This window comes from Telluria sp. GW821-FHT07G12, assembly GCF_059418525.1.
Genome location: NZ_JBWKQA010000004.1, coordinates 224,890 through 250,829 on the forward strand (window position 1 = coordinate 224,890; position 25,940 = coordinate 250,829).

The following is a 25,940-nucleotide window of genomic DNA, read 5'->3' on the forward strand; positions in this document are numbered from 1 at the left end:
CCGCGTGAAGGATTTCCGTATCGGCTGGCGCCTGCTGGTCAAGGAGCCCGCGTATTCGGCGGTGGTGATTTTCGGCCTGGCGGTCGGCATTGCCGTGTGCTTCCTGCTGCTCGGCTTCGTGCGCCATTCGTTCTCCTACGATGAAAACGTGCCGGAGCGCGAACGCGTGGTGCGCCTGCTGCAGCACTGGAACCTGGCGGTGTTCGGCGACGAGTGGCATGCCGGCGCCAGCCTGCCGGCGCGCGACGCGGCGCTGGCCAGCGGCCAGCCGGTGCTGGCCAGCGCCGTGGTCGAGACCAACTTCGACGTGCGCGCCGGCGACATCGTCGGCACCGTCGGCGTGATCCTGGTCGACCCCGACTTCCCGAAGATCTTCGCCCCCAAAGTGCTGGCCGGCGACCTGCAGGCCGCCATCACCCGGCCGGATGCGGTGGCGCTGACCAGGAACACCGCCATCAGGCTGTTCGGCCGCGCCGACGTGGTCGGCAAGACCCTGCAGAACGACCGCCAGACCTATGTCGTGGCGGCGGTGCTGGCCGACCAGCCCGCGGCCACCACCCTGCCCTACGAGGCCGTGGCCGGCACCGGCGGCACCATCTGGCCATCGATCAAGAACTTCCGCGACGCCTGGGGCGCAACGGCAGGCCGCGTGTATCTGAAACTGCTGCCGGGCGCCGATCCGCAGGCGGTGCTGGCTGCCCTGCGGCGCGGCCTGCGCGCGTCGCCGCTGATGCAGCGCGACTATGCCGACCAGGTGGCGGCGCTCGGCGGGCGCGACCTGATCGACTACAAGCTCGCCCCGCTCGCCGACGCCTACCTCGACCCCGACCTGCAAGGCCATTCCGACACCCATGGCGACCGCCAGGCGATGCTGGGACTGGCCGCGGTGGCGCTGCTGATCCTGCTGCTGGCGGCGGTCAACTACGTCAACCTCGCCACCATCCGCACCCTGGCGCGCCAGCGCGAGATCGCCATGCGCAAGGTGCTGGGCGCTTCGGCGCAGGCGGTGGCGCGCCAGTTCCTGGCCGAGTCGGTGCTGGTGTGCCTGATCGCCACCGTGCTCGGCCTGCTGCTGGCCTGGCTGGTGCTGCCGTTGTTTTCCGACCTGGTGCAGCGCCGCTTCGACACCATGTTCAGCCCGGGCGCACTGGCCGCGGCGCTGCTGTTCGGCGTGCTGCTGGGCGTGGCGGCCGGCGCCTGGCCGACCTGGTCGGCGCTGCGGGTGCGCGCCAGCGCCGCGCTGGCCGGCCGCAACGGCACCGAGACCGCGCGCGGCCTGTGGCTGCGCCGCTCCCTCACCGCGCTGCAGTTCGCCGCTGCCATGGGCCTGACCGGCACCACGCTGGCGGTGGCATGGCAGACCCATTACGCCAGCACCTTGAACCCCGGCTTCGATCCGCGCCCGCTGCTGACGCTGCCCGCCGGGAACGACATGCGCGACCCGCGCATGCGCGCCTTCCGCGATGAAGTGCTGCGCCTGCCCGGTGTCGCGGGCGTGGCGGAATCGAACATCCCCATCACCTCCGCCAACAACATCACCTCGCTGCGCCGCGAGGGTGGCCAGGCTGCGGACATCAACCAGTATGGGGTGAGCCCGGAATTCTTCGACGTGTACGGCCTGACACCGGTGGCGGGCCGCCTGTACAGCCCGGCGGTGGACCGCATGAGCCAGAGCGACCGCGTGGTGATCAACGCCTCGGCGGCGCGCAAGTTCGGCTTCGCCAGCCCGCAGGATGCGGTCGGCAAGGTGGTGCTCGGGACCGACGACGAGCAGCGGCAGATGCAGATCGTCGGCGTGGCGCCGGACATCCGGCACCGTTCGGCGCGCGAGGGCGAGCAGCCGAGCGTGTTCTTCCTGCGCGACCGGGTGCGGATCCTGACGATCCGCTGCAGCGGCGATCCGGTGGCGGTGAAGCACGCGATCGAGGAACTGTGGCCGCGCCACTTCCCCAACGAGCCGGTGAGCGTGCTGCACATGGACAGCTTCATCGTCGGCGAGTTCTATGCCGACGACCAGCGCCTGGCCAAGCTGCTGGCGGCATCCAGCGTGATCGCGATGGCGATTGCGGCCTTCGGCATCTACGTGCTGGCGGCCTACAGCGTGCAGCGGCGCGAACGCGAGATCGTGCTGCGCAAGCTGTACGGGGCGAATGGGGCAGTGGTGGGCAGCCTGGTGCTGCGCGAGTTCGCGCTGCTGGTCGGCGCCGGCGCGGTGGCCGGGCTGCCCTTCGCCTGGATCGCCATGCAGCGCTACCTGGCCGGCTTCACGGAACGGGCGCCGATCGGCGCCTGGACCATCGTGGCGGCGCTGCTACTGGCCTGCGCGGTGACGCTGGGGTCGACCCTGCGCCACACGCTGGCCGCGGTGCGGATCAGGCCGGCGCTGGCGCTGCGGGAGTAATTACTGGACGGCGGTCAGGGTGATTTCGAACACCAGGCCGGCGTTCGGCGGGATCGGGCCGGAACCGCTGGCGCCGTAGCCCAGGTTCGACGGGATCAGGAGGGTGCGCTTGCCGCCGACTTTCATGCCCACGACGCCCTGGTCGAAGCCGTCGATGACCTGCTTCGCGCCCACCGTGAAGCTGATGCTGCCGGTATCGAACTGGGAGCCCTTGTTGCCGGCCGCGGTGGTGCTGTACAGCCAGCCGGTGTAGGTGACCGTGGCTTTTTTGCCGGCCGTCGCTTCGGCGCCGGTACCGACCACGCTGTCGGTCTTGGTGAAGGCGGCCGGGTTGGCGACGACGACGTTGCTGCCGGAATCGCCACCGCCACCGCCGCCACAGGCGCTCAGGCTCAACACGGCGACGAAGGCGGCTGCCAGCGGGAAGGACAACAGTTTCATGGTGCTCCTTGAAATGGTGGAAGTAAAACGGGAGAAACTTCGACCATACCAAGGACTCACCGTCACTGTCTATGCATAATTTGTACGGCTTTTGTCGTCAGATCTCGACCTGCGTCCCCAGCTCGATCACGCGGTTGGCCGGGATCTGGTAGTAGTCGGCGGCGGTGCGCGCGTTGCGCTGCATGAGCACGAACAGGTGTTCGCGCCACGGCATCATGCCCGATCCCGGCACCGAGATCACGGTCTGGCGCGCGATGAAGAAGGAGGTCTCCATCATCTCGAATTCCAGTGCCTGCATGGCGCACAGGCGCAGGATGTCGGGGATGTTCGCCTCGTCCTTGAAGCCGTAGCTGACGTTCAGCTGGAAGCAGTTGTGACCCAGCGAGACCACCTCGACCTGCTCCGACTCCGGCACGTAGGGCTCCTCGCGGATGTGCACCGTGAGGAACACCACCCGCTCGTGCAGCACCTTGTTGTGCAGCAGGTTGTGCAACAGGGCGTGCGGCACGCCGTCGGTTTCGCCGCGCAGGAAGATGGCGGTGCCGGCCACCCGCGCCGGCGGGCCCACGAACAGCGACTGCAGGAAGTCCTCGAGCGGGATCGCGTGCTTTTCCAGGTTCTCGAACACCAGCTCGCGGCCGCGCTTCCAGGTCAGCATGATGGTCAGCAGGATCGCGCCCAGCAGCAGCGGGAACCAGCCGCCGTGCAGCAGTTTCAAGGTGCTGGCGGAGAACAGCATGATGTCCATGATCATGAAGAAGCCGGTCGCGCCGAAGCACAGCCACAGCGGCAAATGCCAGCGGTAGCGGGTCACGAAGAAGGTGAGGATGGTGGTGGCGAACATGGTCGCCGTCACCGCGATGCCGTAGGCGCCGGCCAGTTTATCGGACGAGCCGAAGCCGACCACCGCGATCAGCACCACTGCCAGCTGCAGCCAGTTGACGGCCGGGATGTAGATCTGGCCGATCTCGCTTTCCGAGGTGTGCATCACACGCATGCGCGGCAGCAGGCCGAGGGCGATCGCCTGCTTGGTCATCGAGAAGGTGCCGGAAATCGTCGCCTGCGAGGCGATCACGGTGGCCATGGTCGACAGCAGCACCAGCGGCAGCACGCTCCAGCTGCCGAGCTGGCGGAAGAAGGGATTTTCCAGCGCTTCCGGATGCGTGATCAGGAGGCCGCCCTGGCCGAGATAGTTCAGGGCCAGCGCCGGGAACACGACCATGAACCAGGCGAAGCGGATCGGCTTCTTGCCGAAGTGGCCCATGTCGGCGTACAGGGCTTCGGCGCCGGTGAAGGCCAGCACCACGGCGCCCAGCGCAACAAAGGCGATGAAGCGTTCGCGCAGCATGAATTCGAAGGCGTGCAGCGGGTTCAGGGCCTGCAGGATCACCGGCGCCTGGGCGATATTGATCACGCCCATCACGGCCAGCACCGCGAACCAGACGACCATCACCGGACCGAAGAAGCGGCCGATGCCGGCGGTGCCGTGGCGCTGCACGCTGTACAAGCCCACCAGCACCACGATGGTCAGCGGCACCACCCATTTTTCGAGGCCGGGCGTGGCCACTTCCAGGCCCTCGATCGCGCCCAGCACGGAAATCGCCGGGGTGATCACGCTGTCGCCGTAGAACATGGTGGCGCCGAACACGCCGATCACCATCAGCACGTAATGCCAGCGCGAGCTGCGCGTGACGGAATTCAGGGCCAGCGCCATCAGGGCCATGATGCCGCCCTCGCCGCGGTTGTCGGCGCGCAGCACCAGGGTCACGTACTTGAGCGAGACGATCATCGTCAGGCCCCAGAAGATCAGGGACACAATCCCCAACAAGTTCGGCGTCGTCAGCGCCAGGCCGTGGGTCGGGTCGAAGATGGTCTTCAGCGTGTACAGGGGGCTGGTGCCGATGTCGCCGTAGACGATGCCGACCGCGGCCAGGGTCAGTGCCGCGATACTGCTTTTCTTGTGTTGCTCACTCAAGATGTCACCATTGCTTGTTCTGGTGCACCGCACCATAAGATATCGTCAAGAAAAATGCAAATATTTACATAGTGCGACGCTCATTTTGGCAGGGTTTTCCACCATTTCAGCAAAGTCCGCAGCGCTTCCGGCTGATTCACGGGTGGGAAGCGCCCTGCCTGGTCCCGTTGATTCACCCCGTGACAGGATGCGCAGACCCGCATCTCGCCTGCCTGGAAGCTGATCCAGTTGCGCTCACGTACTACCGCCGTACCCTGCGGGTCGGTGGTCTGCCAGGTCAGCGCGCGCCCGGCCGGCACCAGCGCCGCGGTCGAACCGTCGGGGGCGATGCGCACGCTGCCGGGCGGTCCGCCCGGATTCGCGGGGTTGGCGGCCTCGTGCAGCGGCTGGGCCAGCACGCGCCGTCCGGGCCGGCCCGGATAGGCGCGCAGCTGGTCGCCCTGAAACAGCTGGAAATGCGCGATGTCGTAGGTGCGTCCGCCCGGCTTATCCTGCGACACGGTCCTGACGCCGCCCGGCACGCGCAGGTTGAAGGGCTGCTGCAATTCTGCCCGATCCCGGCTGGTCTGGTCGCGCGTGACGATCAGGGCCAGGCCGCGTGCGGTGAGCCAGCGCCGCAAGGCTGCTTCGTCCACGCCTTCGGCCGCCAGCACCGCGCGTTCCGGTGCCTCCAGCCCGGTGCGCATGCGTGCGGGTTGCGGACGCGCGCGCGGGCGCACTTCGACCGCCTCGAGCTCCCACAGCTCGCCGGACCAGGTCTTGCGACCGGCCCTGCTGTCCCACCAGACGCTGCGCCGGATGCCCGCCGTGAGCGGGGCGCCGGCACGATACAGGCCGTCGCCGCCGCGCGCCAGCCGGACCAGGCGCAAGCCGGCCAGCGGCCGGTCCGGCGCCGGCGCGTCGACCTCGGGCGCGTGGCTGGCCACCAGCGTGCCATCCGCCAGCGCCAGCGGATTGCGGAAGCGGCCGGTCGGCAGCGCGTCGCCGGGATGCCCCTGCGTCAGCGGCACGACCGTCATCCGCTCCGCATCCAGGCCGGGAGAACCGGCCAGGCGCACGATCTGCCCGGTGGCATAGGTGTCGCGGTCGCGCGCCGCGATGCCGACATAGCTGCCTGGCCGGCGCGGATCCTCGGACAGCTGGAACAAGCCGCCTTCGCGGCGCAGACTGGTGCGATTGGCGTGCAGGCGGTCGACGCTGCGGACAGAGAGGTTGGGGTCGTCCTTGAAACTGGGGATGAAGTGGCCGAACGAGAGCTCGTGCTGGCCCACGTGGTTCAGGGTCTCCTCGCCGCTGCCGTCCTCGTTCATCTGCCAGGCGGTGAAGAAATTGGTGGTGAACGCGCTCACGGCGCCATACGGGCCATGGTCTCCGGTGCGCGACTCGGGAAATACTTCGACCCGCGTGGGCAGGGCCGGCGCCCCGGGGGCCTCGCCGGCGTAATTGAAAGACTTGAACGGCAGCGCGACGCCATTGCCTTGCGCGTCGCGGTCGCGCTGGGCCAGCTGGTCCTGTTGCAGGTGGTCCCAGCGCACGAACACGATGCGGCCATAACTGTCGACGAAGGGATTGAAGGCGCCGCTCGGCGTGTGATTCAGGATGCGCAGGCGGCCGCTGTCCGGCTCCAGGCTCCAGATGCCGGTGGTGGTCGGCGTCGCTTCGTATTCGTCCAGCTGGGGGTACAAGTGCGGCAGGCCGCTGCGCGGACGGTCCGAGGTGAACAGGACCCGGCCGTCGGTGGCATAGAAGGGCGACAGGTTGTTGGCGTCCGCTGGCTGCCCCGCCACTTTATCGATGCGGACGCGCTCGCCCTTGCGCAAGCCGCGCAATTCGTACACCTGCCAGAACGCGCGCGGGCCGCTGCCGACCGCCATGCTGAACAGGGCGCGCCTTCCATCCCAGTGTACCGAGGGCTCGCGCACGGCGATGGCCTTGGCGCCCTGCTCGCCCTCGCTGCCGAAGCCGGCCTCGCGGGTCAGGTTGCGCAAACTGCCGTCCGGATAGCGCAGCATCAGGTCGCCGCCGCGCGGCGCCGCATCGACATCCGGCAAATGGTTGGCGAAGGCGGACAAACGGGTGGCGCGGTCGTGCTGGGGCGGCACCTGGGCGGCGAACAGGATCGGGTAGCGTAGCGCGGCCGCGGATGGCGGCTGGGCAGCAGGCGCCGGCGCAGCCAGGAATGCAAACGGCAAGAAGAAAAAGCGCCAGCAGGAATGCATGGTAAATGGATCGGTTAGATCAACAATGCTACCTTGCAATTATCAGCGAAGTTCGGCAAGCTGTGCTCAAAATATCAACACTGGAGACACCCATGCAGATGCCAGCCCGCCCGCATGCCCGCCACCTGGTAGCGCTTGCCATCCTGACCGCCGCCGTCCTGGTGGCCTGCGGCGGCAGCGGCGGCGGCGGTTCGACCGCCGTGGTGACCAATCCCGCACCGCCGACCAGCGGCGGCACCCCGGTCAACGGACCGGCATGGCTGGGCTTCGGCGCCGACGCGCAGCACGCGGCCCAGGCGCAGCTGGCGACGCAGGACCTGTCGCGCATCGTCTGGCGTACCGCGGTCGACACGGCGCCGCAGTACAGCGCGCAAGGCTACCTGCTGGTGCATTACGGTTCGCCGGCCATCACCTCGAAGAACACCGTGCTGGTGCCGGTCAAGCGCAGCATCACCGATCAGTACCGCGTCGAGGCGCACGACGGCCGCAGCGGCGCGCTGGCCTGGAGCCTGGACAGCGACTACATCATGCCGGCGCATCGTTGGACGCCGAGCTACAACCTCACCCTCACCACCGGCAACCAGCTGGCCTTCCCCGGCGCCGGCGGCAAGGTGATGCTGCGCGACGCGCCCGATACGGCCAACGGCACGGTAAAAACCCTGGTGTTCTATGGTGAAGCGGCCTACAACGGCGCCAAGGCCGCGTTCGACGCCTCGGTCTTCATCAACACACCGATCACCGCCGACGCGCAGGGCAATCTGTATTTCGGCTTCAGTGCGCTGCCCTCGAATCCGGCGGGCCTGAAGGGCGGCATCGCCCGCATCGGCGCGAACGGCGCCGGCAGCTGGGTTGCAGCAAGCACGCTGGCGCAGGACGATGCCATCGACAAGGCGCAGATGAACAGCGCGCCCGGCCTGTCGCCCGACCAGAAGACGCTGTACGTTGCCGTCAACGGGCCGAGCTCGAAAGGCTATCTGGTGGCGCTGGACGCCGCCACGCTGCAGGCGAAGGCGAAAACCCTGCTGCTCGATCCGCAGACCAAGGCGCCGGCGCGCGTGTCCGACGACAGCACGGCCTCGCCCACCATCGGCCCGGACGGCGACGTCTTCTTCGGGGTGCTGGAAACCACGCAGAACCAGCACAACGGACGCGGCTGGCTGCTGCATTTCGATGCAGCGCTGGCGCAGGCCAAGACCCCGGGTTCCTTCGGCTGGGACGACACCGCGTCGATCGTCCCCGTGGCCATGGTGCCGGGCTATACCGGCTCGTCCAAGTACCTCGTCACCACCAAGTACAACAACTATGGCCGCGCGGGCAGCGGCGATTCGCAGAACAAGGTGGCGCTGCTCGACCCCAACGCCAGCCAGCCGGACATGGTGACGCCTTCGGTCCCGGTCATGAAGGAGGTGCTGGCGGTGATGGGCGTGACGCCCGATCCCAACTTCCCGGGCGGCGTGGTGGAATGGTGCATCAACACGGCGGCGGTCGATCCTTTCACGAAATCCATCCTGATCAACAGCGAGGACGGCTGGCTATACCGCTGGGACTTGAGCACGAATACGCTGAGCCAGAAAATACGCCTGACGAGCGGCCTGGGCGAGTCCTACACGCCGACCGCGATCGGCGCGGACGGCACGGTGTACGCGATCAATAACGCCATCCTGTTCGCGATCGGCAAGTAAATCGCACAGTAAGCCGGGCTGGAGGGCCGCCGGCAGCATTTTGGGCGATCGGGGATAATGTCGGTCCTGCAATCGACACCGCTTCCCCATGCGTACCGGCATCCTCTCCGCTGCCTCGGCCTTCCTGTGCTGGGGCCTGTTCCCCTTGTATTTCCACGCCATCGGCGAGGTGCCGCCGCTGCAGATCCTGGCGCACCGCATGCTGTGGTCGCTGCTGTTCCTGGTGATCGTGCTGGCCGTGCGCAAGCAGTGGGCCTGGCTCAACCTGCTGCGCAAGCCGCGCGTGATCGGCAGCTTCATCGCCTCGGCCATCCTGCTGAGCGTGAACTGGCTGATCTATATCTGGGCGGTCAACAACAACCACGTGATCGAAGCCAGCCTGGGCTACTTCATCAATCCGCTGGTGAACATTTCGCTCGGCTACCTGCTGCTGAAGGAGAGATTGCGGCCGGCGCAGTGGGCGGCGATCGCGGTGGCGGCGCTGGGCGTGGCCTGGCTGACCTGGCAGGCGGGCACCGTGCCCTGGATCGCGCTGGCGCTGGCGTTTTCGTTCGGCGGCTACGGCCTGCTGCGCAAGACCGCCGCGCTCGGTGCACTGGAGGGGCTGTCCTTCGAGACCATGGTGCTGTTCCCGGTCGCCGCCGCCTACGTGATCTGGCTGACGATGAACGGCCAGAACGCCTTCATCAACACGGACTCGACCAGCACCCGCCTGCTGCTGGTGGCGGCCGGGCCGATCACCGCGATTCCGCTGCTGCTGTTCGCCTCGGGCGCACGCCAGATCCCCTTATCTGTGCTGGGCCTGCTGCAATACCTGTCGCCGACCCTGCAATTTATGCTGGGCGTGTGGCTGTTCCACGAACCGTTCACGCCGGACCGCCTGGTCGGCTTCGCGCTGATCTGGGCCGCCCTCGCCCTGTTCGCAGCCGAGGGCCTGCTGCGCCGCCCGGCCCCCGCCAAAGTTTGAATAATTCGGGGTCAGAGCACTTTTTCGAGCAATATCTTTAATTCGGGGTCAGAGCACTTTTTTCGGCACGCTTCCGAGCGACGCGCTGCCGAAAATGTGCTCTGACCCCGATTTTTTACAGTATCCTGTCGTCCTCTCAATCGCATTACTCAATCACTACATGGCCAATTACGTCTACACCATGAACCGCGTGGGCAAGATCGTCCCACCGAAACGGCAGATCCTGAAGGATATTTCCCTGTCCTTCTTCCCGGGCGCGAAGATCGGCGTGCTGGGCCTGAACGGCTCCGGCAAGTCGACCCTGCTGAAGATCATGGCCGGCATCGACACCGATATCCAGGGCGAAGCGCGCCCGATGCCGGGCCTGAACATCGGTTACCTGCCGCAGGAACCGCAGCTGGATCCGGAAAAGACCGTGCGCCAGGAAGTGGAATCCGGCCTGGGCGAGGCCTTCGAGGCGCAAGCCAAGCTGGAAGCCGTGTACGCCGCCTATGCGGACGAAGACGCCGATTTCGACGCGCTGGCCAAGGAGCAGGAGCGCCTGGAATCGATCATCGCCGCGGCCGATGGCGGCAACCTGAACCTGCAGATGGAAATGGCCGCCGACGCGCTGCGCCTGCCGCCCTGGGACCAGAAGATCGCCGTGCTGTCGGGCGGTGAAAAGCGCCGCGTGGCGCTGTGCAAGCTGCTGCTGAGCAAACCGGACATGCTGCTGCTGGACGAGCCGACCAACCACCTGGACGCCGAATCGGTCGAGTGGCTGGAGCAGTTCCTGCTGCGCTTCCCGGGCACCGTGGTCGGCATCACCCACGACCGCTACTTCCTCGACAACGCCGCCGAATGGATCCTCGAACTGGACCGCGGTTCGGGCATCCCCTGGAAGGGCAATTACTCATCCTGGCTGGACCAGAAGCAGGCGCGCCTGAAGCAGGAAGAAGCGACCGAATCGGCGCGCCAGAAGGCGCTGCAGAAGGAACTGGAATGGTCGCGCCAGAATCCGAAGGCACGCCAGGCCAAGTCGAAGGCCCGCCTGGCCCGCTTCAACGAGCTGAGCGAATACGAATACCAGAAGCGCAACGAGACCCAGGAGATCTTCATCCCCGTGGCCGAGCGCCTGGGCAACGAAGTCATCGAGTTCAAGAATGTCAGTAAAGCCTTCGGCGACCGCCTGCTGATCGACAACCTGTCCTTCACGGTGCCGCCGGGCGCCATCGTCGGCATCATCGGTCCGAACGGCGCCGGTAAGTCGACGCTGTTCAAGATGATCGCGGGCAAAGAGCAGCCGGACAGCGGTGAAGTCGCGATCGGCCAGACCGCGAAGGTCTCGCTGGTCGACCAGCACCGCGACGAACTGGCGAACAACAAGACCGTGTTCGAAGACGTGACCGGCGGCGCCGACATGCTGAGCGTGGGCCGCTTCGAGATGCCTTCGCGCGCCTACCTGGGCCGCTTCAACTTCAAGGGCGCGGACCAGCAGAAGGTGGTCGGCAACCTGTCGGGCGGCGAACGCGGCCGTCTGCACCTGGCGAAAACCCTGCTGCAAGGCGGCAATGTCCTACTGCTGGACGAACCGTCGAACGACCTCGACGTCGAAACCCTGCGTGCACTGGAAGATGCGTTGCTGGAATTCGCCGGCAGCGTGATGGTGATCTCGCACGATCGCTGGTTCCTGGACCGTATCGCGACCCACATCCTGGCCTTCGAAGGCAACTCGCAGGTCACCTTCTTCGACGGTAACTATCAGGAATACGAAGCCGACAAGAAGAAGCGCCTGGGCGAAGAAGGCGCGAAGCCGAAGCGCATCCGCTACAAGCCGCTGACCACCTAAGTTGCCGGCATCGCAGCGCATTTAGTAGCGTTTGCACCACAAAAGCTCCCTGCGGGGAGCTTTTTTTTCGCCAATCGCTGGATGCAGCCGCGCTTGTGGACAATCCTGAAGCCTTGGTTTCCCGGGTGTGCGTGCCTAGATTTTTCGCGCGGAAATGGATCAGCCCGATTTCCATCTCATGTGTAGAATCAGGCGTCGTTGAGGTCGGCTCACGCCACGATCATTCATGACACGTTACCGCGATAACCGCGTTCCCGGCATGACGTACTTTTTCACGGTACGCCTGCTGGACCGGAATAGCACTTTGTTGACGGACCACTTCTCGGCCTTCGGCGAAGCCATGCGCCAGGCCAGGATCCGCAAACCCTTCCACGTCGATGCCTGGGTAGTGCTGCCCGATCACGCGCATGCGATCTGGACTTTACCGCCCGGCGACCACGACTGCGCCACGCGCTGGCGCGCCGTCAAGATCGCCTTTTCCAAGGCCTTGCACAAGACCGGGCTGGCGCTGGCGAGCGCGGCCGACGCCACGATCTGGGAGCGCCATTACCGGGACTACCGCGTCGGCGACGACGACGAGTACGCGGCCCTGATCGACTACGTGCACAGCAATCCCATGCGCCACGGCTTCTGCCAGCAGGCATCCGACTGGCCCTGGTCCTCGCTGCACCGCTTCGTTGCCGCCGGCTTCGACGCCCCGCAGCCGCCGCTGCCGCCACCACCCTGGATGGGGCAGCGAAGCGCGCCGATGCACGCGCCGCTGTAAACGACAACAGGACCACGAAGGTCCTGTTTTTTTACGTAGAGTGCGACTTAGAAGTTGTAGTGCGCGCCCACGGTCCAGACGTTGGCCTTGGCGCCGATGTCCTTCTCCTTGCCATAACGCTCGTACTCGGCGGTCAGGGCGACCTTCTGGTTCAGCTTGTACTGCACGCCCAGTGCACCGTAGGCGCCGGTATCGGTGTCCTTCAGGCTCAGGGCAGCGCTGTTGAACTTGCGCTCGCTGTGCTGGACGCCGACCTTGCCGTACACGGCGAACTGGTCGTTGACCGGTGCGGTGGCCTTGGCGGCGATATAGGTGCCGTTGCCCTTGGTGGTGCCGTTGGCGGCGTCATGGTCGCCGAAATCGGTGTAGCCGGCTTCAGCAGCCCAGGTGCGGTTGAATTCGTAGCCGCCGTAGATCTTGCCGCCAGCCTTGTAGTCGTCCGACTGGATGTTCTTCGCCGAAGCGACGCCCACGCCGACGTAAGCGTGCGGCTGGTCAGTGGTGAAGTTCTGGGCTTGTGCGGCGGTCATGGCGGCAGCGCCTGCGATCAGTGCAACGATGAGCTTTTTCATATTCGGCATCCTTTACTTTGTTTGACTGAGTCGCGATGCAAAGTGAATCGCGATGTGGTCAAGATATCAGCTGCCAAATGCTCAAGTCAGTGCCCATTTCGTAAGAACTGTAAGCACATGTAACTTAATGACCCATTATTCAGTAATAAAATGACTGATATTGGCTGCAGATGCTTATAAATTAGGCGATATAGCGAAAAGTGAGGTTGAGGCGTGCGCCAACCGGTTTTGCAGTCTTGTTGATGCCGTGCAGCCAGTTCTGCTGCAGGGAACCAGCCATCAGTAGCAGATTGCCGTCGGCGAGCTCGAATTTCAGCGTGCGTTTGCTGCGCTTGTGACGCAGGATGAAGGTCCGGGTGGCGCCATAGCTGAGCGAAGCGATGGCAGGCCGGGGGCCAAGCTCGGGCTCGTCGTCGCTGTGCATGCCCATGCTGTCGGCGCCGTCCCGGTAATAGTTCAGCAGCACGCTGTTGTAGCGGTGGCCGGTGGCGGCTTCGACGGCGCTGCGCAGCTGGGCGAGTAGCGGCGTCATCGGTAGCGGCTCGAGGTGGAGGCCGGAATAGGTATAGCCAACTTCACCATGCCATGCCGTCAGGCGAGGCTGCAGATGGCGCTTGCCGTACACGACGATGGTCTCGTGGCGCCAGTCGGTCTCCTGGACCAGACGCGCGAAGATGTCGGCATTGCTCATCGGCACAGAAAGCCGGGGCAGCAGCGCCAGTTCGCCATCCTCGATCGGGATCGGCTGCAGGCTGGCTTGGTCGGAAAATAAATCCATTCAGACAATAGTGGCAGTAAAAGCTATGATGGCGAGATCCCATCGCCAGGACATTTTCGCATGAACAAACGCCAGTTCCTCGGTGCGGCGGCAGCGGCCGGCGCCCTCCCGCTTGCCGGCCAGGCCCCGGCTGCCGCCCTGCCCGCGCCGCCGGACGGCCCCGCCCTGCTGACGGTCACCGGCAACATCGCGCACAGCAACCGCGGCCCCTTCGACGCGGCGCTCGACCAGATGATGCACAAGCACGGCGTGCGCTTCGATAAAGCCTGGGTGTTCGACGATGCCGCCCTGCGCGCACTGCCGGCGCAGACCATCAAGCCGACCCTGGAATACGACGGCAAGCCGCACACGCTGCGCGGCCCGCTGCTGGTGGACGTGCTGGCGCGAGCCGGCGCCAGGCTGGAGGACAAGACGGTGCTGATCTTGCGTGCGGTGGACGGCTACAACGTCGAGCTGCCGCTGGCACAGGCACGCGCGCGGCGCTTCATCGCCGCCACGCACGTGGACGGCAAACCGATGCCGCTGGGAGGACTGGGGCCGCTATGGGCCGTGTACGACGCCGACCGGGTAGCGGAGATGGCAAAGCTGCCGCTGGGGCAGCGCTTTGCAGCTTGCCCCTGGGCGCTGTATCACATCGAAGTGAAGACTTAAGCGTAGGCTTCAGCCAAACTCATCACGCGCGGCGTCACTGTGACGCCAAAGTTACCAAACAGCGCGTCCAGCGCCGCCAGGTTGCTAGCGCACTCGTCGGTCTTCCAGCCATTGAACAGATCGGTGCCGTCTTTCTGGAAGTGCAGGTCGAGGACCTTGCCCTTGTCCTTGTGGACGTAACCCTGTTGATGGGTGTTCTTGAACCCGAGTTCCTGCAGCGCGGCCAGCACGGCCTGCGGCGGATTGTCCGGGTCGGTGGCCAGGAAGACGCCGAAGGTCTTGCCTGGCGGTTTGGCAGCGACATCGACTTCATAAATGCCCGGCGCTTTGGTAACGCTGGTACTCTTCAAAAACAGCATGCGATCCTCCGTGGTCTAGACTTCGCAGCTTATTGCACTACGGGAACTTTGTCGACGAAAGCCTGCTGTCGTTTTGCTCTACTGCAACAGCAAGCCGACCGCGCTGCCCGCCACCAGGGCGCCGCAGGCCAGCATGCCGATAATAAAACCGGCTTCGCGCTTGCTCGGATCGCGGTAATAGCCCAGCGCATAGACGATGCGCCCCAGGCACCACACCAGCCCGCCGGCCGCCGCCCAGGTATCGCCCAGGAAGTAAGCACACAGCCACAGCGGCGCCAGCACCAGCGGCAGCTGTTCGAGGGTGTTGGCTTGCACCCGCTGGGCGCTCTGGAAGGGCAGCGGACCATCCATCCGCGGCGCCGGCACCTGGTATTTCGCTCTCGCCCAGCCGGCCATCACGCCGGTCCAGACATACACGCCGAGTATGGCCAGCGTGGCCCATGCACTCCACTTCATCATGCTCGTTCTCCATGCTTGCGCCGCGCCAGGTCCCAGGTGGCGCTGGCCAGCGCTTCGTACAATGCTCCGGTGGCCGGATCCCAGGCCTCGAGCGCCGCCTGCTGGCGCGCCACGGTGGCGGTGTCGCCGCGCGCGATCGGGCCGGACAAGGCCGCCTCCGGTCCCAGCCGGAACACATTGGCCAGGGTCTCGCTCGCCAGCGGCCGCGCCAGTTCGCGCGCCACCTCCGGCGGGATGCCGGCCGCCTGGTAGGCGCGCAGGGCGGCGTCGAGCACTGTCGTCAGATAATTCGAGGCGAATACCGAGGCCGCGTGATAGACCGTCTTGGCGCTGGCGTCGATGGGAACCGCGCGCGCGCCGATCGCCTCGAAGGCCGGCACCAGCAGCGCCAGCGCCTGTGCATCCCCTTCGACGCCGCAGAAGGTGCCGTCGAAGGCGGCGGCCACCTGTCCGGGATCGGCGAAGCTGCGCACCGGGTGCACACTGGCGACGAAGGCGCCGGCGGCGCGCAGCGCATCCAGTTCCGAGGACGCCTTGGCGCCGCTGCAATGGAACACCACTGCACCCCTTAGGTCACAGCCTGCGGCCAGCCCTTGCGCGACCTCGGCGATGCGATCGTCGGAGACGGCCAGCATCCACACGGACGCCGGACGCAATGCCGCCACAGCGCCGGCCACACTGCCGGCGCCAATGAACGCCACCGCCGCCTGCGCGCTGCCGCTCGAGCGGGTCAGCACGTCCTGGATGGCAAACACGCCGCGCTTGAAAAACAAACGGCCCAGCGCACGGCCGACATGGCCGGCGCCGACAATGTTCAGCGTTGTAGAAAGCATCAGAAGCGCGAACCCGGCTGGCGCAGGAATTCGATCTCTTCCTGGGTCGAGGCGCGGCCGAGGATCTCGTTACGGTGCGGGAAGCGGCCAAAGCGCGCGATCACGCCGCGGTGGCGGTGCGCGTAGTCGAGCATGTCGTCGAAGCCGGGGGCATCAAAGGCCAGGGCCGTGAACAGCTCGACGGCGCGCTCCTGCATGAAGGCGTCCTCGCCATGCTCGAAGGGCATGTAGACGAAGGCGCGCTGCAGGGGCGGCAGCTCCTTGTGCGCACCGCTGTCGGCCAGCTGGCGCGCAGCCGCGAGGGCCAGGGCGTCGCCGGCAAAGGACTGCGGCGTGTTCCGATAAGCGTTGCGGGTGAACTGGTCGAGCACGAGGATGCGCGCGAGGACGCCTTGCGGTCCCTCGGCATCCCATTCGCGCAGGCCGCCGGCAATCGCCTGGCCGATCGTGGCGCCGAAGCGCTGTCTGATCTGCTCGTCGAAGGCGTCGCTCTTGACGAACCATTCCTTGCGTAGCTGGCCGGCGGCGGCGCTGCCGGGCGCGCCGAACCAGAAGTCGAGTACTTCCTGTGCTGTCATCTTGTTGTCCATGTCAGTTGCGCGCGTGCGACAGCAGGAAGCCGTCCACGCCCTGGAAGGTCGCCAGCTCCGAGGCCAGCGAGGACAGCGGCGCGCCTGCGTGATTTGCCAGCGCCAGCGCCACGAAGCGCCATTCCTGGCAGTCCTTGTCGCTGCCGATGGTGAGCGAGCCGCCGGCGATCTCGTAGCCGCGCTCCAGCGCCATCGTGCGCAGTTCGTCTTCCTGCGGCCGCACGCCGGGTTTGAAGCGCAGCGTCACCGCCACCGCCTGGCGCGAAGGCAGCAGGCTGACGGCGCGGTTCAGGTAGATCATGATCATCGCCGAGAAGAAGGCCAGGCCCATCGCCGCCATGTAGAAGCCGACGCCGACCATGATGCCGATCACCGACGAGGCCCAGATCGAAGCGGCCGTCGTAAGGCCGCTGATATTGAAGCCCGAGCGCATGATCACGCCGGCGCCGAGGAAGCCGATGCCGGTAACCACGCCCTGGATCACGCGGGTCGGGTCGACCAGCGCCACCGCGGCGCCATGCCCGCCATACCAGGCGTTCGGGTAGCCGGCGATGATGGTCAGGGCGCAGGACGCCATGCACACCAGGCCATAGGTGCGCATGCCGGCGGCGCGGCCGTGGTAGGAGCGCTCGTAGCCGACCATCAAACCAAGCAGCAGCGCGCCGATCAGGTGCAGCAGGATCAGGGCATTGGTCTGCAGTTCCGCGTGCGACCAGTACAGGCGGACCAGGTCCGCCAGGGTCAGGACGGCGTTCTGCGGTGTCACCGGATTCAAGGCTGCTTCTTTCGCACCAGTTGTTTTTCGAAGGCCGCGTCGTTCTTGGTGATGCGTTTTTCCGGCTGCGGCCCGAGGCCGTCGACGAACTTCACGAAGTCATCCAGCTCCATCGGTGGGCACAGCGGCGGCGCGCCGGCCTTCTCGGACAGGAAGAAGTGGCCGGCGCCGGTACGCGCCATCGAATAGGTGGTGACGCCGGTGCGCCGCTTGAGCCGGTCGACGGCGGCGCTGGCGCGGGTGGAACGAATGCCGGCCGCCATCTCAGATCTCCTTGGTACGCAGTTCGAGCCAGTCGCGGGCGGCGCCGTCGACCAGCGGCAGCAGGCGCGCACGCACGCTGCGGTGGTAGTCGTTCAGCCACGCGACTTCGTCGCCGCGCATCAGGCTCATGTCGATGCAGCGGGTGTCGATCGGGCACAGGGTCAGCGTCTCGAAGCCGAGGAATTCGCCGAACTCGGAGGTCTCGACCACCTGCGCCAGCACCAGGTTCTCGATGCGGATGCCCCATTTTCCCGGGCGGTAGATGCCGGGTTCGTTGGAGGTGATCATGCCCGGCTCCATCGCCGTGTGCGCCTCCGGCATGGCGGTCGGCGAGATCACCTGCGGGCCTTCGTGCACGTTCATGAAGTAGCCGACGCCGTGGCCGGTGCCGTGGCCGTAGTCGATGCCGGCGGCCCAGATCGGCGCACGCGCCAGCGCGTCCAGCATCGGGCCCTTGGTACCGCGCGGGAAGCGCGCCACCGACAGGTTGATCATCCCCTTCAGCACCAGCGTGAAGTCGCGCTTCTGCGCGGGTGTGGGTTCGCCGACCGGCACCACGCGGGTGATGTCGGTGGTGCCGCCCAGGTACTGGCCGCCGGAGTCGATCAGCAGCAGGCCGTCGCCTTCGATCAGGGCGCAGTTCTCCGGCGTGGCGCGGTAGTGCATGATCGCGCCGTTGGCGTTGAAGCCGGCGATGGTGCCGAAGCTGGGGCTGACGAAACCGGGCCGGCGCGCGCGCGCGGCCGTGATCTGCTCGTCGATCGTCACTTCCGTCAGCGGCTCGCGCTGCGGGAAGGCCAGCTGCGGCTCGAGCCAGGCAAAGAATTCGCACAGCGCGGCGCCGTCCTGTTCCATCGCATCGCGCACGTGATCGGTTTCATCCGGCAGCTTGCGCGATTTCGCGAATGTGGTCGGGTTGATCGCTTCCACCACGCGCACGCCCTGCGGCACGGCGGCGCGCATGCCGGCGGTGATGCGGCGCGGATCGATCAGCAGACTGCTGTCGGACGGCAGCGCTTGTAAAGCCTGGGCTGCCTGCTCGTAGGGGGCGACGCGCACGCCATCGCGCTCCAGGCGTTCGCGCAGCGCGGCCGGGACCTTGCCCTCGGCCACGAAGACCGTCGCGCTGGACGGTTCGACCAGGGCGTGGGCCACAAACACCGGGTTGTAGCTGACGTCGGCGCCGCGCAGGTTGAACAGGTAGGCGATGTCGTCCAGGGTCGAGATGAAATGGCGCTCGGCGCCCAGCTTCGCCATCGCGTTGCGGGTGGCGTGCAGCTTATCGGCGCGCGTGGTCGTCGCGTACGGCGCTTCGTGTTCGTAGACGGCGTCCGCCGGCAGGCCGGGACGGTCGCTCCAGATCTCGTCGAGCAGATCGAGGTCGGTACGCAGCTTCATATCCCGCGCCTTGAGGGCGTCTTCCAGCAGGCGCGCCACGGCCAGGCCCAGCACGCGGGCATCGACGGCGACGGTCTGGCCGGGCTGCATGGTGTCAGCCAGCCAGTCGATGTGCAGCAGGCTGGCGCCCGACGGGATTTTCATCAGGCGGATCTCGGTGTCCGCCAGTTCCTGCTCGGCCTGGGTGTAGTAGCGGCCGTCGGTCCAGACGCCGGCGAAATCTTTGGTGGCGATGAAGGTGCCGACCGAGCCCGTAAAGCCCGACAGCCATTCGCGGCCCTTCCAGCGTCCCGGCAGGTACTCGGACAGGTGCGGGTCGGCGGAAGGAACGATGAAGGCGTCGATGCCTTGGCGGGCCATGGCGGCGCGCAGCGCGGCGAGCCGTTCGGCGCGAACGTGTTGGGTCGCGGGGGTGGACATGGATGGGCTTGTCGAATTGTTTTCCAAGCACGTATGATACGCCGCAATGCCGCTATGTGGCGCGAGCGAGCATTGCGTTACGACATCAAACCGCGACACGGAGACCCACATGGATTTCGACGCCGCCAAAGACCTGTGCCGGACCTTCCCCGGCTGTACCGAAGACATCAAATGGGAGCACGACACCGTGTTCTCGGTCGGCGGCAAGATGTTCGCCGTGACCAATGCGGCGGGCCCGGCCGACGGCTTCAGCTTCAAGGTCGACGACGATCGCTTCCTCGAACTGACCGACCGCCCCGGCATCATTCCGGCGCCCTACCTGGCGCGCGCCAAGTGGGTACACGTGAGCGCACAGGCGCACATCGACGACGCGGAAGCGGCCGCCCTGCTGCGGCGCTCGCATGAGCTCGTCTTCGCCAAGCTGACGCGCAAGCTGCAGCGCGAAATCCTCGACGCAGCCTGATTCCATAGGGAACGCCATCCCGCAACGGGACGAGGCATAATGTCCCGGCAACCAATTCATCCAGTATGACCATGCAAGAACTTCCGATGCCAGAGTTTCACGACGAGCGCGCACGTGCGCTGCTCGCCAACGCAAGCCAGATCGTCAGCCCGGAACAGGTCCAGGCCGCCGTCAAGGATGTGGCCGACCGGCTCAACGCCCGCTTCGACAAGGAAAACCAGGCCGCCTTCCCGCTGGTGCTGGGCGTGATGGGCGGTGCGGTGGTGTTCACCGGCCACCTGCTGACCCAGCTGAGCTTCCCGCTCGAATTCGACTACATCCACGTCACGCGCTACGGCGACCTCGACCGCGGCGGCGAAGTCGTGTGGAAGGTGATCCCGCGCCAGAACGTGGCCGGCCGCACCATCATCGTGGTCGACGACATCCTCGACGAAGGCGAAACCCTGGCCCACGTGAAGCAGCGCCTGCTCGACATGGGCGCGGCGGAGGTGATCCTGGCGGTGTTCGCGGACAAGGACCTGGGCAGGAAAAAGCCGGTGCAGGCGGATATCGTGGGGGTGAGCATCCCGAACCAGTTCGTGGTCGGCTTCGGGATGGATGCGCATGGCTACTGGCGTAACCTGCCGGGACTGTGGGTGATTAAGGACGCCGACAAGCAGGTGGGCGACGCACCACCTGCCGCTGTTTAGATGTCGTTCCCGCAAAAGCGGGAACCCATACTGAGCTACCGAAGCTGGTAACCCCGAACATGCAGCTGTCTTTTCAGGATGACGAATCCTGATCCTCAGTATGGATCCCCGCTTCCGCGGGGATGACCTTACTTGATACTCAGCCTTTCCCGCGCCGCCTGGTACTGCTGCGTCAGGCGCGCCACCATCTCCGCCACCGTCGGCACATCGTCCATCAGGCCCACGCCCTGGCCCGCGCCCCAGATATCGCGCCAGGCCTTGGCGCTGCCCGAGCCAAAGCTCATCTTGCTTTTGTCCGACACCGGCAGGTTCTCCGGATCCAGCCCGGCCGCCACGATCGATTTCTTCAGGTAGTTGCCGTGCACGCCAGTGAACAGATTGGTGTACACGATATCGGAGGCTGAGGACTCCACAATCGCAGTGCGGTAATCCTCGCTGACGTTCGATTCCTTGGTCGCCAGCCAGCGCGAACCGATGTAGGCGAAGTCGGCGCCCATGGCTTGCGCGGCCAGGATCGCATCGCCGGTGGCGATCGAACCGGACAGGGCGATCGGGCCGTCGAAGAACTTGCGCACTTCACCCACCAGCGCGAACGGCGACAGCGCACCCGCATGGCCGCCGGCGCCGGCCGCCACCAGGATCAGGCCGTCGACGCCCGCTTCCAGCGCCTTTTCGGCGTGGCGGATCGAGACCACGTCGTGCAGCACGATGCCGCCGTAGGCGTGCACCGCGTCCAGCATCTCCTGCGGCGGCGCGCGCAGCGAGGAGATGATGATCGGCACCTGGTGCTTCACGCAGACCTCGACGTCATGCGCCAGGCGGTCGTTCGACTGGTGCACGATCTGGTTGACGGCGATCGGGCCGACCTTTTTGTCCGGATGTGCTTCCTGGTAATCGGCCAGCTCGCGCTGCAGCTCGGTCAGCCAGACGTCCAGCTGCTCGGCCGGGCGCGCGTTCAGGGCAGGAAAAGAGCCGACGATGCCGGCCTTGCACTGCGCGGCAACCAGCGCGGGGCCGCTGGCGATGAACATCGGCGACGCGATGACGGGTAAGGAAAGGTTTTGCAGGACTGGAGGCAGCGCCATGGATGTTCTCGCGGATGGTTGATCGGGGCTTGCTTGCCGATTATAGGGTTAAAAAAGCACGACCGTGCTAGATTCCCGACTCTAATTCGGGCTCAGGCGTCCAGCAGCGTGTCGCCCTGGACGGTCGCCGCGCCGGCCTTCTCCAGCGCCCGCACGGCCCATTGCGCCAGTTCGGCGCCTGGGCGCGGCAAAAAGCGTTCGCGCGCCAGCACCAGCAGCGGCACCGTGTCGAACAGCGATTCCACCTCGGCCAGCGGAATCGCGCGGCGCTCGAGCAGCAGGAATTTCAGCAGCACCTTCACGCCATTCTCCGCATTGTGCACCGGGTCGGCGGCCAGGTAATCCAGGCGGCCGTAGGCACGCTGCAGGGCCACGTCGACGTCCGTAAAAGGAGAGCCATGGCCGGGGATGACCAGGCGGGCCTGCAGGGAAGCGATCAGGTCGAGCGTGGCTTTCACGTCAGCGAAACCCGGCTCGCCGGCCAGCTCCGGGAAGATCACGCCAAAACCGTTCTGCCACAGGGCGTCGCCGGCGATCAGGATGCCCTCGGCCGCGCACCAGAACAGCAGCGCGTGCGGATCGTGGCCCGGTGCGGCAAGCGCTTGCCATTGCAGCTCGCCCATCGTCAGCAGCTCACCCGGCGCGATGGTCTCATCGAATGTAAAACGCGCGCATTGTTGGCCGGTGGCCCGGTAACTCAGCGCTTCTTCGTCCCAGTCCCGCACCTTGCCGGCCTCGAAGACGGGAATCGCGATGCGGCAGCCGAAGGCTTCCTGCAAGGCCGCGTTGCCGCCGCAATGATCGGAGTGCAGATGGGTGTTGACGATGCGGCCCAGCGGCCGCCCGTTCAATGCGTGTCGAACCAGCGCCAGCGTCTGCGCCACATGCGTCACATAGCCGGTGTCGACCAGCGTCGTTTCGTCGCGGCCGGTGAACAGGATGTTATTCGCGGACAGCCAGCCGCGTTCGAACACCCGCATCGAGGCCGGCAGCCGCATCATGCGCTCACTCGAACAGCTGCGCTTCACGCCGCCGGATCTCGGCCCACACGGCGCGTTTATAGTCGTCGTCGGCGCGGCCCCAGGCGACGATCTCGTCGATGGTGCGCATGCAGCCTTCGCACAGGCCGGTCGCGGGCACCATGCGGCAGATGTTGATGCAGGGAGAAGGAACAGGCGTACGGTCTTCGGGATTCATGAAACAGCTTTCTCGATCTTGCCCGCCAGTCTGGCATTGAAACGCGCGGGATCGATCACGCAGCGCTCGTGGATGCCTTCGCAGATGCGTTCGACGTCGTCCCAGGCCTCGACTTTGAAACGCACGCGGCGGCCGTCGACTTCGATGACTTCGCCTTTTACGTGCAGGGTCATGCCGGGCGGGGTCGGCGCCAGGTGCTGGAAGCTCACCATGGTGCCCAGGCTTTGTTCATTCGGCCAGTCCATGTAGGGCATCATGCCGTGCACGCAGGCAAGTTCCATCATGCCGACCATGTAACCGGTGGCGAGCACATCCGGCATGTCGAGACAGAATGGGGTATCGTGGTAGAGCCGCGGTACGGTGGCGCGCTCGGGTACCGTGTAATGCCACTCGAAGCGGATACCGGGCTGGAATGTTGGACTCATGCGCGCAGATTAACGCATCCGAACGAATCGCGCTTGCGTGGCCCTGTCAGGTTGACGCAAGCTTGCAGACCAAGACTGAAGCATAGTCGACGCAAAGGAGTGCTGATGTCTCTAAGCAATAAGCTGCTGGCGCAAATGCGCGCCGCTACCCGTTCCCTGATGCGCCGCGGCCCTTCCGTCGCGCGCACCGTGATGCGGGAATCGATCAAGACCGCCTCGAGCATGCATCCGGCGGCACAACAAAAATCGGCCTCGAACCAGATGAGCTTCGATCCCGTCTCCGACATGCTGGCCGACCTCAGCCGCATCGGCCAGTCCGTGAATCCCTTCAATGTGCCGCCGCTGTCGACCGGTGCGGCCGCGATCGGCATGCCCGGCCATTTCATCGATGCGTCCTTTACCAATGAAGCCGGCACCCGCGACTACAAGCTCTACGTGCCGAGCACCTATGCCGGCCAGGCCTCGCCGCTGCTGGTGATGCTGCACGGCTGCACCCAGAATCCCGACGACTTCGCGCTCGGCACCGGCATGAACGTGCTGGCCGAGGAGCATGGCTGCCTGGTCCTGTACCCGGCGCAGTCGCAGCAGGCCAACGCCCACCGCTGCTGGAACTGGTTCAATGCGATCGACCAGAAGCGCGACCAGGGCGAACCGTCCATCATCGCCGGCATGGCGCGCGAGATCATGGCGCGCTACACGATCGATCCGGCCCAGGTGTATGTGGCGGGCCTGTCGGCCGGCGGCGCGATGGCGGCCATCCTGGGCACACTGTATCCGGAGCTGTACGCGGCGGTGGGCGTGCATTCCGGCCTGCCCTTCGCGGCCGCGCACGACCTGCCGACCGCGATGTCGGCAATGAAAGGCGATTTCCGCCGTCCCAAGGGGAACAAGGTGCGCGAGCTGCCGATCATCGTGTTCCACGGCGACCAGGACACCACCGTGCACCCGGCGAATGGCGAAGAACTCATACGGCGCCGCCGGCGCCATGCCAGCGAGCAGATCGCGGTCGAGCCGGGCCAGGTGCCGGATGGCCACGCCTATACGCGCACGGTGCACCGCCAGCCGGACGGCAGCATTCACGCGGAACACTGGCTGGTGCACGGCTTCGGCCACGCCTGGTCGGGCGGCGATGCGCGCGGCACCTACACGGACGGCAAGGGCCCGAACGCGAGCCGCGAGATGATGCGTTTTTTCCGGACGCGACGCTGAAGATCCGGCTACGGACCCGTGCCGGACGACGCGCCTGTTTGATGCGCGATATGCTGGCGCAGGCAGGCCGGACACCAGCAGCCGGGCGCGGGCTGGTCCGTGCCGGACGGTGCGGACGCGGGAACAGGAACCGGAACAAGCGGCGGCAAGCTGGTGCACCAGCAGGGGGCATCGCCGCCCTCGACCATGGCGCAAGCGAAGCTGGCGCCGCAACGGGTACAAGTACTCATGGGCCCACCTTAGCCGCATGGGCCGGAAAATACAACAAGCTGCCTTTATAATGCGCACTGCGACGGGCCATTGCCTGTAAAATCTCGCAAATTCTTTTTGGACCCCCAATGAACGCTACGCTGAGCTCAATGACGGGCGACGACCAGAAGAACGACCTGACTGCGGTCTCGCCGCAGATCAAGGCGCAGATCCTGGCCGAAGCACTTCCCTACATCCGTAATTTCCACGGAAAAACCATCGTCATCAAATACGGCGGCAACGCGATGACCGACGAACGCCTGAAACACGGCTTCGCGCGCGACGTCATCCTGCTGAAGCTGGTCGGCATGAACCCCGTGGTGGTGCATGGCGGCGGTCCGCAGATCGACAACGCCCTGAAAAAGATCGGCAAGCAGGGCACCTTCGTGCAAGGCATGCGCATCACCGACGAAGAGACCATGGAAGTGGTCGAGTGGGTGCTGGGCGGCGAAGTCCAGCAGGACATCGTCATGCTGATCAACCACTACGGCGGCCAGGCAGTCGGCCTGACCGGCAAGGACGGTGGCCTGATCCGTGCGCGCCGCATGGCGATGCCGGACAAGGAAAAGCCGGGCGAATTCCTCGACATCGGCTTCGTCGGTGAAATCGAGGCGATCAATCCGGCCGTGGTAAAAGCCCTGCAGGACGACGCCTTCATCCCGATCATCTCGCCGATCGGCTTCGGCCAGGATGGCCAGGCCTACAACATCAACGCCGACGTGGTCGCCGGCAAGATCGCGGAAATCCTGAAAGCCGAAAAGCTGATCATGATGACCAACATCGCCGGCGTGCAGGACAAGCAGGGCAATCTGGTGACCGACCTGTCGGCACGCGAGATCGACGAGATGTTTGCAGACGGGACGATTTCCGGCGGCATGCTGCCGAAAATCTCGTCGGCGCTGGATGCCGCCAAGTCCGGCGTCAATACCGTGCACATCATCGACGGGCGCATTGAACACAGTTTGTTGCTGGAAGTCTTGACCGAACAGGCCTTTGGCACTATGATCCGGTCTCACTGAAATTTTGCAGCGCTTCAAGGTGCTGCGAAATGAATGTCTGATGCCCTTGTAGCTCAGTGGTAGAGCACTCCCTTGGTAAGGGAGAGGCCACGTGTTCAATCCACGTCAAGGGCACCATCTGGAGCGGTAGTTCAGTTGGTTAGAATACCGGCCTGTCACGCCGGGGGTCGCGGGTTCGAGCCCCGTCCGCTCCGCCAGATTCAAATAAAAAAGGTCCGACTTGTTC

At 65.7% G+C, this 25,940-nt stretch carries 27 protein-coding genes and 2 tRNA genes; 12 read left to right on the forward strand and 17 right to left on the reverse strand.

Annotated elements, in window-relative coordinates; translation table 11 throughout:
• Positions 1 to 4: 4 nt before the first annotated feature.
• The gene (locus AC07PE_RS16785; protein WP_498766449.1) at positions 5 to 2,401 is read left to right on the forward strand and encodes an ABC transporter permease; all 2,397 of its coding nucleotides are present in this window, start codon (positions 5 to 7) and stop codon (positions 2,399 to 2,401) included.
• Here the strand turns inward: AC07PE_RS16785 and AC07PE_RS16790 are convergent, their stop codons facing one another.
• From AC07PE_RS16790 to AC07PE_RS16800, 3 genes are all read right to left on the reverse strand, one after another.
• Positions 2,402 to 2,842, reverse strand: coding sequence for an FKBP-type peptidyl-prolyl cis-trans isomerase (locus AC07PE_RS16790; RefSeq protein ID WP_498766451.1), 441 nt, complete (start codon positions 2,840 to 2,842; stop codon positions 2,402 to 2,404). It abuts the gene before it with no gap.
• Between the two features lie 97 nt (positions 2,843 to 2,939).
• Entirely contained in the window at positions 2,940 to 4,817 is a 1,878-nt protein-coding gene (locus tag AC07PE_RS16795; protein WP_498766453.1) for a potassium transporter Kup, read from the reverse strand.
• A gap of 80 nt (positions 4,818 to 4,897) precedes the next feature.
• Positions 4,898 to 7,009 carry an HzsA-related protein gene (locus AC07PE_RS16800; RefSeq protein ID WP_498766455.1) on the reverse strand — a complete coding sequence of 704 codons (2,112 nt, stop codon included), beginning with the start codon at positions 7,007 to 7,009 and terminating at the stop codon, positions 4,898 to 4,900.
• Positions 7,010 to 7,128: 119 nt separating this feature from the next.
• Here AC07PE_RS16800 and AC07PE_RS16805 point away from each other — a divergent pair, with 119 nt between their 5' ends.
• The 4 genes from AC07PE_RS16805 to AC07PE_RS16820 all read left to right on the forward strand — a co-directional run bounded on the left by AC07PE_RS16805 (position 7,129) and on the right by AC07PE_RS16820 (position 12,279).
• Entirely contained in the window at positions 7,129 to 8,718 is a 1,590-nt protein-coding gene (locus AC07PE_RS16805; protein ID WP_498766457.1) for a hypothetical protein, read from the forward strand.
• 88 nt (positions 8,719 to 8,806) lie between these two features.
• Positions 8,807 to 9,685, forward strand: a complete 879-nt coding sequence (gene rarD / locus AC07PE_RS16810) for an EamA family transporter RarD (RefSeq protein WP_498766459.1) — start codon at positions 8,807 to 8,809, stop codon at positions 9,683 to 9,685.
• A 160-nt stretch (positions 9,686 to 9,845) separates the two neighbouring features.
• On the forward strand, positions 9,846 to 11,513 hold the full coding sequence (gene ettA, locus AC07PE_RS16815) for an energy-dependent translational throttle protein EttA (protein ID WP_498766461.1): 1,668 nt from the start codon (positions 9,846 to 9,848) through the stop codon (positions 11,511 to 11,513).
• Positions 11,514 to 11,739: 226 nt separating this feature from the next.
• Positions 11,740 to 12,279, forward strand: coding sequence for an REP-associated tyrosine transposase (locus tag AC07PE_RS16820; RefSeq protein ID WP_498766463.1), 540 nt, complete (start codon positions 11,740 to 11,742; stop codon positions 12,277 to 12,279).
• A gap of 47 nt (positions 12,280 to 12,326) precedes the next feature.
• Here AC07PE_RS16820 and AC07PE_RS16825 read toward each other — a convergent pair whose 3' ends face one another.
• Both AC07PE_RS16825 and AC07PE_RS16830 read right to left on the reverse strand, forming a co-directional pair.
• Positions 12,327 to 12,851 carry a porin family protein gene (locus tag AC07PE_RS16825; protein WP_498766465.1) on the reverse strand — a complete coding sequence of 175 codons (525 nt, stop codon included), beginning with the start codon at positions 12,849 to 12,851 and terminating at the stop codon, positions 12,327 to 12,329.
• A 181-nt stretch (positions 12,852 to 13,032) separates the two neighbouring features.
• Positions 13,033 to 13,629 carry an alpha-ketoglutarate-dependent dioxygenase AlkB family protein gene (locus AC07PE_RS16830; RefSeq protein ID WP_498766467.1) on the reverse strand — a complete coding sequence of 199 codons (597 nt, stop codon included), beginning with the start codon at positions 13,627 to 13,629 and terminating at the stop codon, positions 13,033 to 13,035.
• 60 nt (positions 13,630 to 13,689) lie between these two features.
• Between AC07PE_RS16830 and AC07PE_RS16835 the strand changes: the two genes are divergently transcribed.
• Positions 13,690 to 14,280 (forward strand): putative pterin-binding protein, encoded by a 591-nt coding sequence (locus AC07PE_RS16835; RefSeq protein ID WP_498766469.1) that lies wholly within the window; start codon positions 13,690 to 13,692, stop codon positions 14,278 to 14,280.
• Here AC07PE_RS16835 and AC07PE_RS16840 read toward each other — a convergent pair.
• The 7 genes from AC07PE_RS16840 to AC07PE_RS16870 all read right to left on the reverse strand — a co-directional run bounded on the left by AC07PE_RS16840 (position 14,277) and on the right by AC07PE_RS16870 (position 19,378).
• Positions 14,277 to 14,639, reverse strand: coding sequence for a hypothetical protein (locus AC07PE_RS16840; protein WP_498766471.1), 363 nt, complete (start codon positions 14,637 to 14,639; stop codon positions 14,277 to 14,279). The two genes, AC07PE_RS16835 and AC07PE_RS16840, sit on opposite strands and share 4 nt — an antisense overlap.
• Positions 14,640 to 14,717: 78 nt before the next feature.
• Positions 14,718 to 15,098 (reverse strand): MAPEG family protein, encoded by a 381-nt coding sequence (locus tag AC07PE_RS16845; RefSeq protein ID WP_498766473.1) that lies wholly within the window; start codon positions 15,096 to 15,098, stop codon positions 14,718 to 14,720.
• The gene (locus AC07PE_RS16850) at positions 15,095 to 15,931 is read right to left on the reverse strand and encodes a Rossmann-like and DUF2520 domain-containing protein (protein ID WP_498766475.1); all 837 of its coding nucleotides are present in this window, start codon (positions 15,929 to 15,931) and stop codon (positions 15,095 to 15,097) included. The genes AC07PE_RS16845 and AC07PE_RS16850 overlap by 4 nt, the downstream gene beginning before the upstream one ends.
• Positions 15,931 to 16,509, reverse strand: a complete 579-nt coding sequence (locus tag AC07PE_RS16855) for a DUF924 family protein (protein ID WP_498766477.1) — start codon at positions 16,507 to 16,509, stop codon at positions 15,931 to 15,933. The genes AC07PE_RS16850 and AC07PE_RS16855 overlap by 1 nt, the downstream gene beginning before the upstream one ends.
• Before the next feature lie 13 nt (positions 16,510 to 16,522).
• Complete coding sequence (locus tag AC07PE_RS16860) at positions 16,523 to 17,266, reverse strand: MgtC/SapB family protein (protein WP_498767128.1); 744 nt, start codon at positions 17,264 to 17,266, stop codon at positions 16,523 to 16,525.
• 26 nt (positions 17,267 to 17,292) lie between these two features.
• Entirely contained in the window at positions 17,293 to 17,559 is a 267-nt protein-coding gene (locus tag AC07PE_RS16865; protein WP_379777373.1) for a hypothetical protein, read from the reverse strand.
• A 1-nt stretch (position 17,560) separates the two neighbouring features.
• Positions 17,561 to 19,378: an aminopeptidase P family protein gene (locus AC07PE_RS16870; protein ID WP_498766479.1), complete on the reverse strand. Its 1,818-nt coding sequence runs from the start codon at positions 19,376 to 19,378 to the stop codon at positions 17,561 to 17,563.
• A 109-nt stretch (positions 19,379 to 19,487) separates the two neighbouring features.
• Between AC07PE_RS16870 and AC07PE_RS16875 the strand changes: the two genes are divergently transcribed.
• Positions 19,488 to 19,841 (forward strand): MmcQ/YjbR family DNA-binding protein, encoded by a 354-nt coding sequence (locus tag AC07PE_RS16875; protein WP_498766481.1) that lies wholly within the window; start codon positions 19,488 to 19,490, stop codon positions 19,839 to 19,841.
• Between the two features lie 86 nt (positions 19,842 to 19,927).
• A complete protein-coding gene (locus AC07PE_RS16880) occupies positions 19,928 to 20,530 on the forward strand; it encodes a hypoxanthine-guanine phosphoribosyltransferase (RefSeq protein WP_498766483.1) in 603 nt (200 codons plus the stop codon).
• A 128-nt stretch (positions 20,531 to 20,658) separates the two neighbouring features.
• On the opposite strand, the gene AC07PE_RS16885 is transcribed toward AC07PE_RS16880, so the two are convergent.
• From AC07PE_RS16885 to AC07PE_RS16900, 4 genes are all read right to left on the reverse strand, one after another.
• A complete protein-coding gene (locus AC07PE_RS16885; RefSeq protein WP_498766485.1) occupies positions 20,659 to 21,615 on the reverse strand; it encodes an NAD(P)H-dependent flavin oxidoreductase in 957 nt (318 codons plus the stop codon).
• A 92-nt stretch (positions 21,616 to 21,707) separates the two neighbouring features.
• Positions 21,708 to 22,616, reverse strand: a complete 909-nt coding sequence (locus AC07PE_RS16890; protein ID WP_498766487.1) for an MBL fold metallo-hydrolase — start codon at positions 22,614 to 22,616, stop codon at positions 21,708 to 21,710.
• Between the two features lie 4 nt (positions 22,617 to 22,620).
• On the reverse strand, positions 22,621 to 22,812 hold the full coding sequence (locus tag AC07PE_RS16895; protein ID WP_498766489.1) for a DUF1289 domain-containing protein: 192 nt from the start codon (positions 22,810 to 22,812) through the stop codon (positions 22,621 to 22,623).
• Positions 22,809 to 23,237, reverse strand: coding sequence for a thioesterase family protein (locus tag AC07PE_RS16900; RefSeq protein ID WP_498766491.1), 429 nt, complete (start codon positions 23,235 to 23,237; stop codon positions 22,809 to 22,811). The genes AC07PE_RS16895 and AC07PE_RS16900 overlap by 4 nt, the downstream gene beginning before the upstream one ends.
• 105 nt (positions 23,238 to 23,342) lie before the next feature.
• Between AC07PE_RS16900 and AC07PE_RS16905 the strand changes: the two genes are divergently transcribed.
• Positions 23,343 to 24,446: an extracellular catalytic domain type 1 short-chain-length polyhydroxyalkanoate depolymerase gene (locus AC07PE_RS16905; RefSeq protein ID WP_498766492.1), complete on the forward strand. Its 1,104-nt coding sequence runs from the start codon at positions 23,343 to 23,345 to the stop codon at positions 24,444 to 24,446.
• Positions 24,447 to 24,454: 8 nt separating this feature from the next.
• Here the strand turns inward: AC07PE_RS16905 and AC07PE_RS16910 are convergent, their stop codons facing one another.
• Positions 24,455 to 24,676 carry a cysteine-rich CWC family protein gene (locus AC07PE_RS16910; protein WP_498766493.1) on the reverse strand — a complete coding sequence of 74 codons (222 nt, stop codon included), beginning with the start codon at positions 24,674 to 24,676 and terminating at the stop codon, positions 24,455 to 24,457.
• A gap of 108 nt (positions 24,677 to 24,784) precedes the next feature.
• Between AC07PE_RS16910 and argB the strand changes: the two genes are divergently transcribed.
• The 3 genes from argB to AC07PE_RS16925 all read left to right on the forward strand — a co-directional run bounded on the left by argB (position 24,785) and on the right by AC07PE_RS16925 (position 25,911).
• The gene (argB, locus tag AC07PE_RS16915) at positions 24,785 to 25,714 is read left to right on the forward strand and encodes an acetylglutamate kinase (protein ID WP_498766495.1); all 930 of its coding nucleotides are present in this window, start codon (positions 24,785 to 24,787) and stop codon (positions 25,712 to 25,714) included.
• Positions 25,715 to 25,756: 42 nt separating this feature from the next.
• Positions 25,757 to 25,831: transfer RNA gene (locus AC07PE_RS16920), tRNA-Thr, on the forward strand.
• A gap of 3 nt (positions 25,832 to 25,834) precedes the next feature.
• A tRNA-Asp gene (locus AC07PE_RS16925) sits at positions 25,835 to 25,911 on the forward strand.
• Positions 25,912 to 25,940 lie beyond the last annotated feature (29 nt).

Coding starts and splice junctions, on each gene's coding strand:
- AC07PE_RS16790 (WP_498766451.1), bottom strand. CDS start 2,842: ATGAAACTGTTGTCCTTCCCGCTGGCAGCCGCCTTCGTCGCCGTGTTG.
- AC07PE_RS16805 (WP_498766457.1), top strand. CDS start 7,129: ATGCAGATGCCAGCCCGCCCGCATGCCCGCCACCTGGTAGCGCTTGCC.
- rarD (WP_498766459.1), top strand. CDS start 8,807: ATGCGTACCGGCATCCTCTCCGCTGCCTCGGCCTTCCTGTGCTGGGGC.
- ettA (WP_498766461.1), top strand. CDS start 9,846: ATGGCCAATTACGTCTACACCATGAACCGCGTGGGCAAGATCGTCCCA.
- AC07PE_RS16820 (WP_498766463.1), top strand. CDS start 11,740: ATGACACGTTACCGCGATAACCGCGTTCCCGGCATGACGTACTTTTTC.
- AC07PE_RS16825 (WP_498766465.1), bottom strand. CDS start 12,851: ATGAAAAAGCTCATCGTTGCACTGATCGCAGGCGCTGCCGCCATGACC.
- AC07PE_RS16830 (WP_498766467.1), bottom strand. CDS start 13,629: ATGGATTTATTTTCCGACCAAGCCAGCCTGCAGCCGATCCCGATCGAG.
- AC07PE_RS16835 (WP_498766469.1), top strand. CDS start 13,690: ATGAACAAACGCCAGTTCCTCGGTGCGGCGGCAGCGGCCGGCGCCCTC.
- AC07PE_RS16840 (WP_498766471.1), bottom strand. CDS start 14,639: ATGCTGTTTTTGAAGAGTACCAGCGTTACCAAAGCGCCGGGCATTTAT.
- AC07PE_RS16845 (WP_498766473.1), bottom strand. CDS start 15,098: ATGATGAAGTGGAGTGCATGGGCCACGCTGGCCATACTCGGCGTGTAT.
- AC07PE_RS16850 (WP_498766475.1), bottom strand. CDS start 15,931: ATGCTTTCTACAACGCTGAACATTGTCGGCGCCGGCCATGTCGGCCGT.
- AC07PE_RS16855 (WP_498766477.1), bottom strand. CDS start 16,509: ATGACAGCACAGGAAGTACTCGACTTCTGGTTCGGCGCGCCCGGCAGC.
- AC07PE_RS16865 (WP_379777373.1), bottom strand. CDS start 17,559: ATGGCGGCCGGCATTCGTTCCACCCGCGCCAGCGCCGCCGTCGACCGG.
- AC07PE_RS16870 (WP_498766479.1), bottom strand. CDS start 19,378: ATGTCCACCCCCGCGACCCAACACGTTCGCGCCGAACGGCTCGCCGCG.
- AC07PE_RS16875 (WP_498766481.1), top strand. CDS start 19,488: ATGGATTTCGACGCCGCCAAAGACCTGTGCCGGACCTTCCCCGGCTGT.
- AC07PE_RS16880 (WP_498766483.1), top strand. CDS start 19,928: ATGCCAGAGTTTCACGACGAGCGCGCACGTGCGCTGCTCGCCAACGCA.
- AC07PE_RS16885 (WP_498766485.1), bottom strand. CDS start 21,615: ATGGCGCTGCCTCCAGTCCTGCAAAACCTTTCCTTACCCGTCATCGCG.
- AC07PE_RS16890 (WP_498766487.1), bottom strand. CDS start 22,616: ATGATGCGGCTGCCGGCCTCGATGCGGGTGTTCGAACGCGGCTGGCTG.
- AC07PE_RS16895 (WP_498766489.1), bottom strand. CDS start 22,812: ATGAATCCCGAAGACCGTACGCCTGTTCCTTCTCCCTGCATCAACATC.
- AC07PE_RS16900 (WP_498766491.1), bottom strand. CDS start 23,237: ATGAGTCCAACATTCCAGCCCGGTATCCGCTTCGAGTGGCATTACACG.
- AC07PE_RS16905 (WP_498766492.1), top strand. CDS start 23,343: ATGTCTCTAAGCAATAAGCTGCTGGCGCAAATGCGCGCCGCTACCCGT.
- AC07PE_RS16910 (WP_498766493.1), bottom strand. CDS start 24,676: ATGAGTACTTGTACCCGTTGCGGCGCCAGCTTCGCTTGCGCCATGGTC.
- argB (WP_498766495.1), top strand. CDS start 24,785: ATGAACGCTACGCTGAGCTCAATGACGGGCGACGACCAGAAGAACGAC.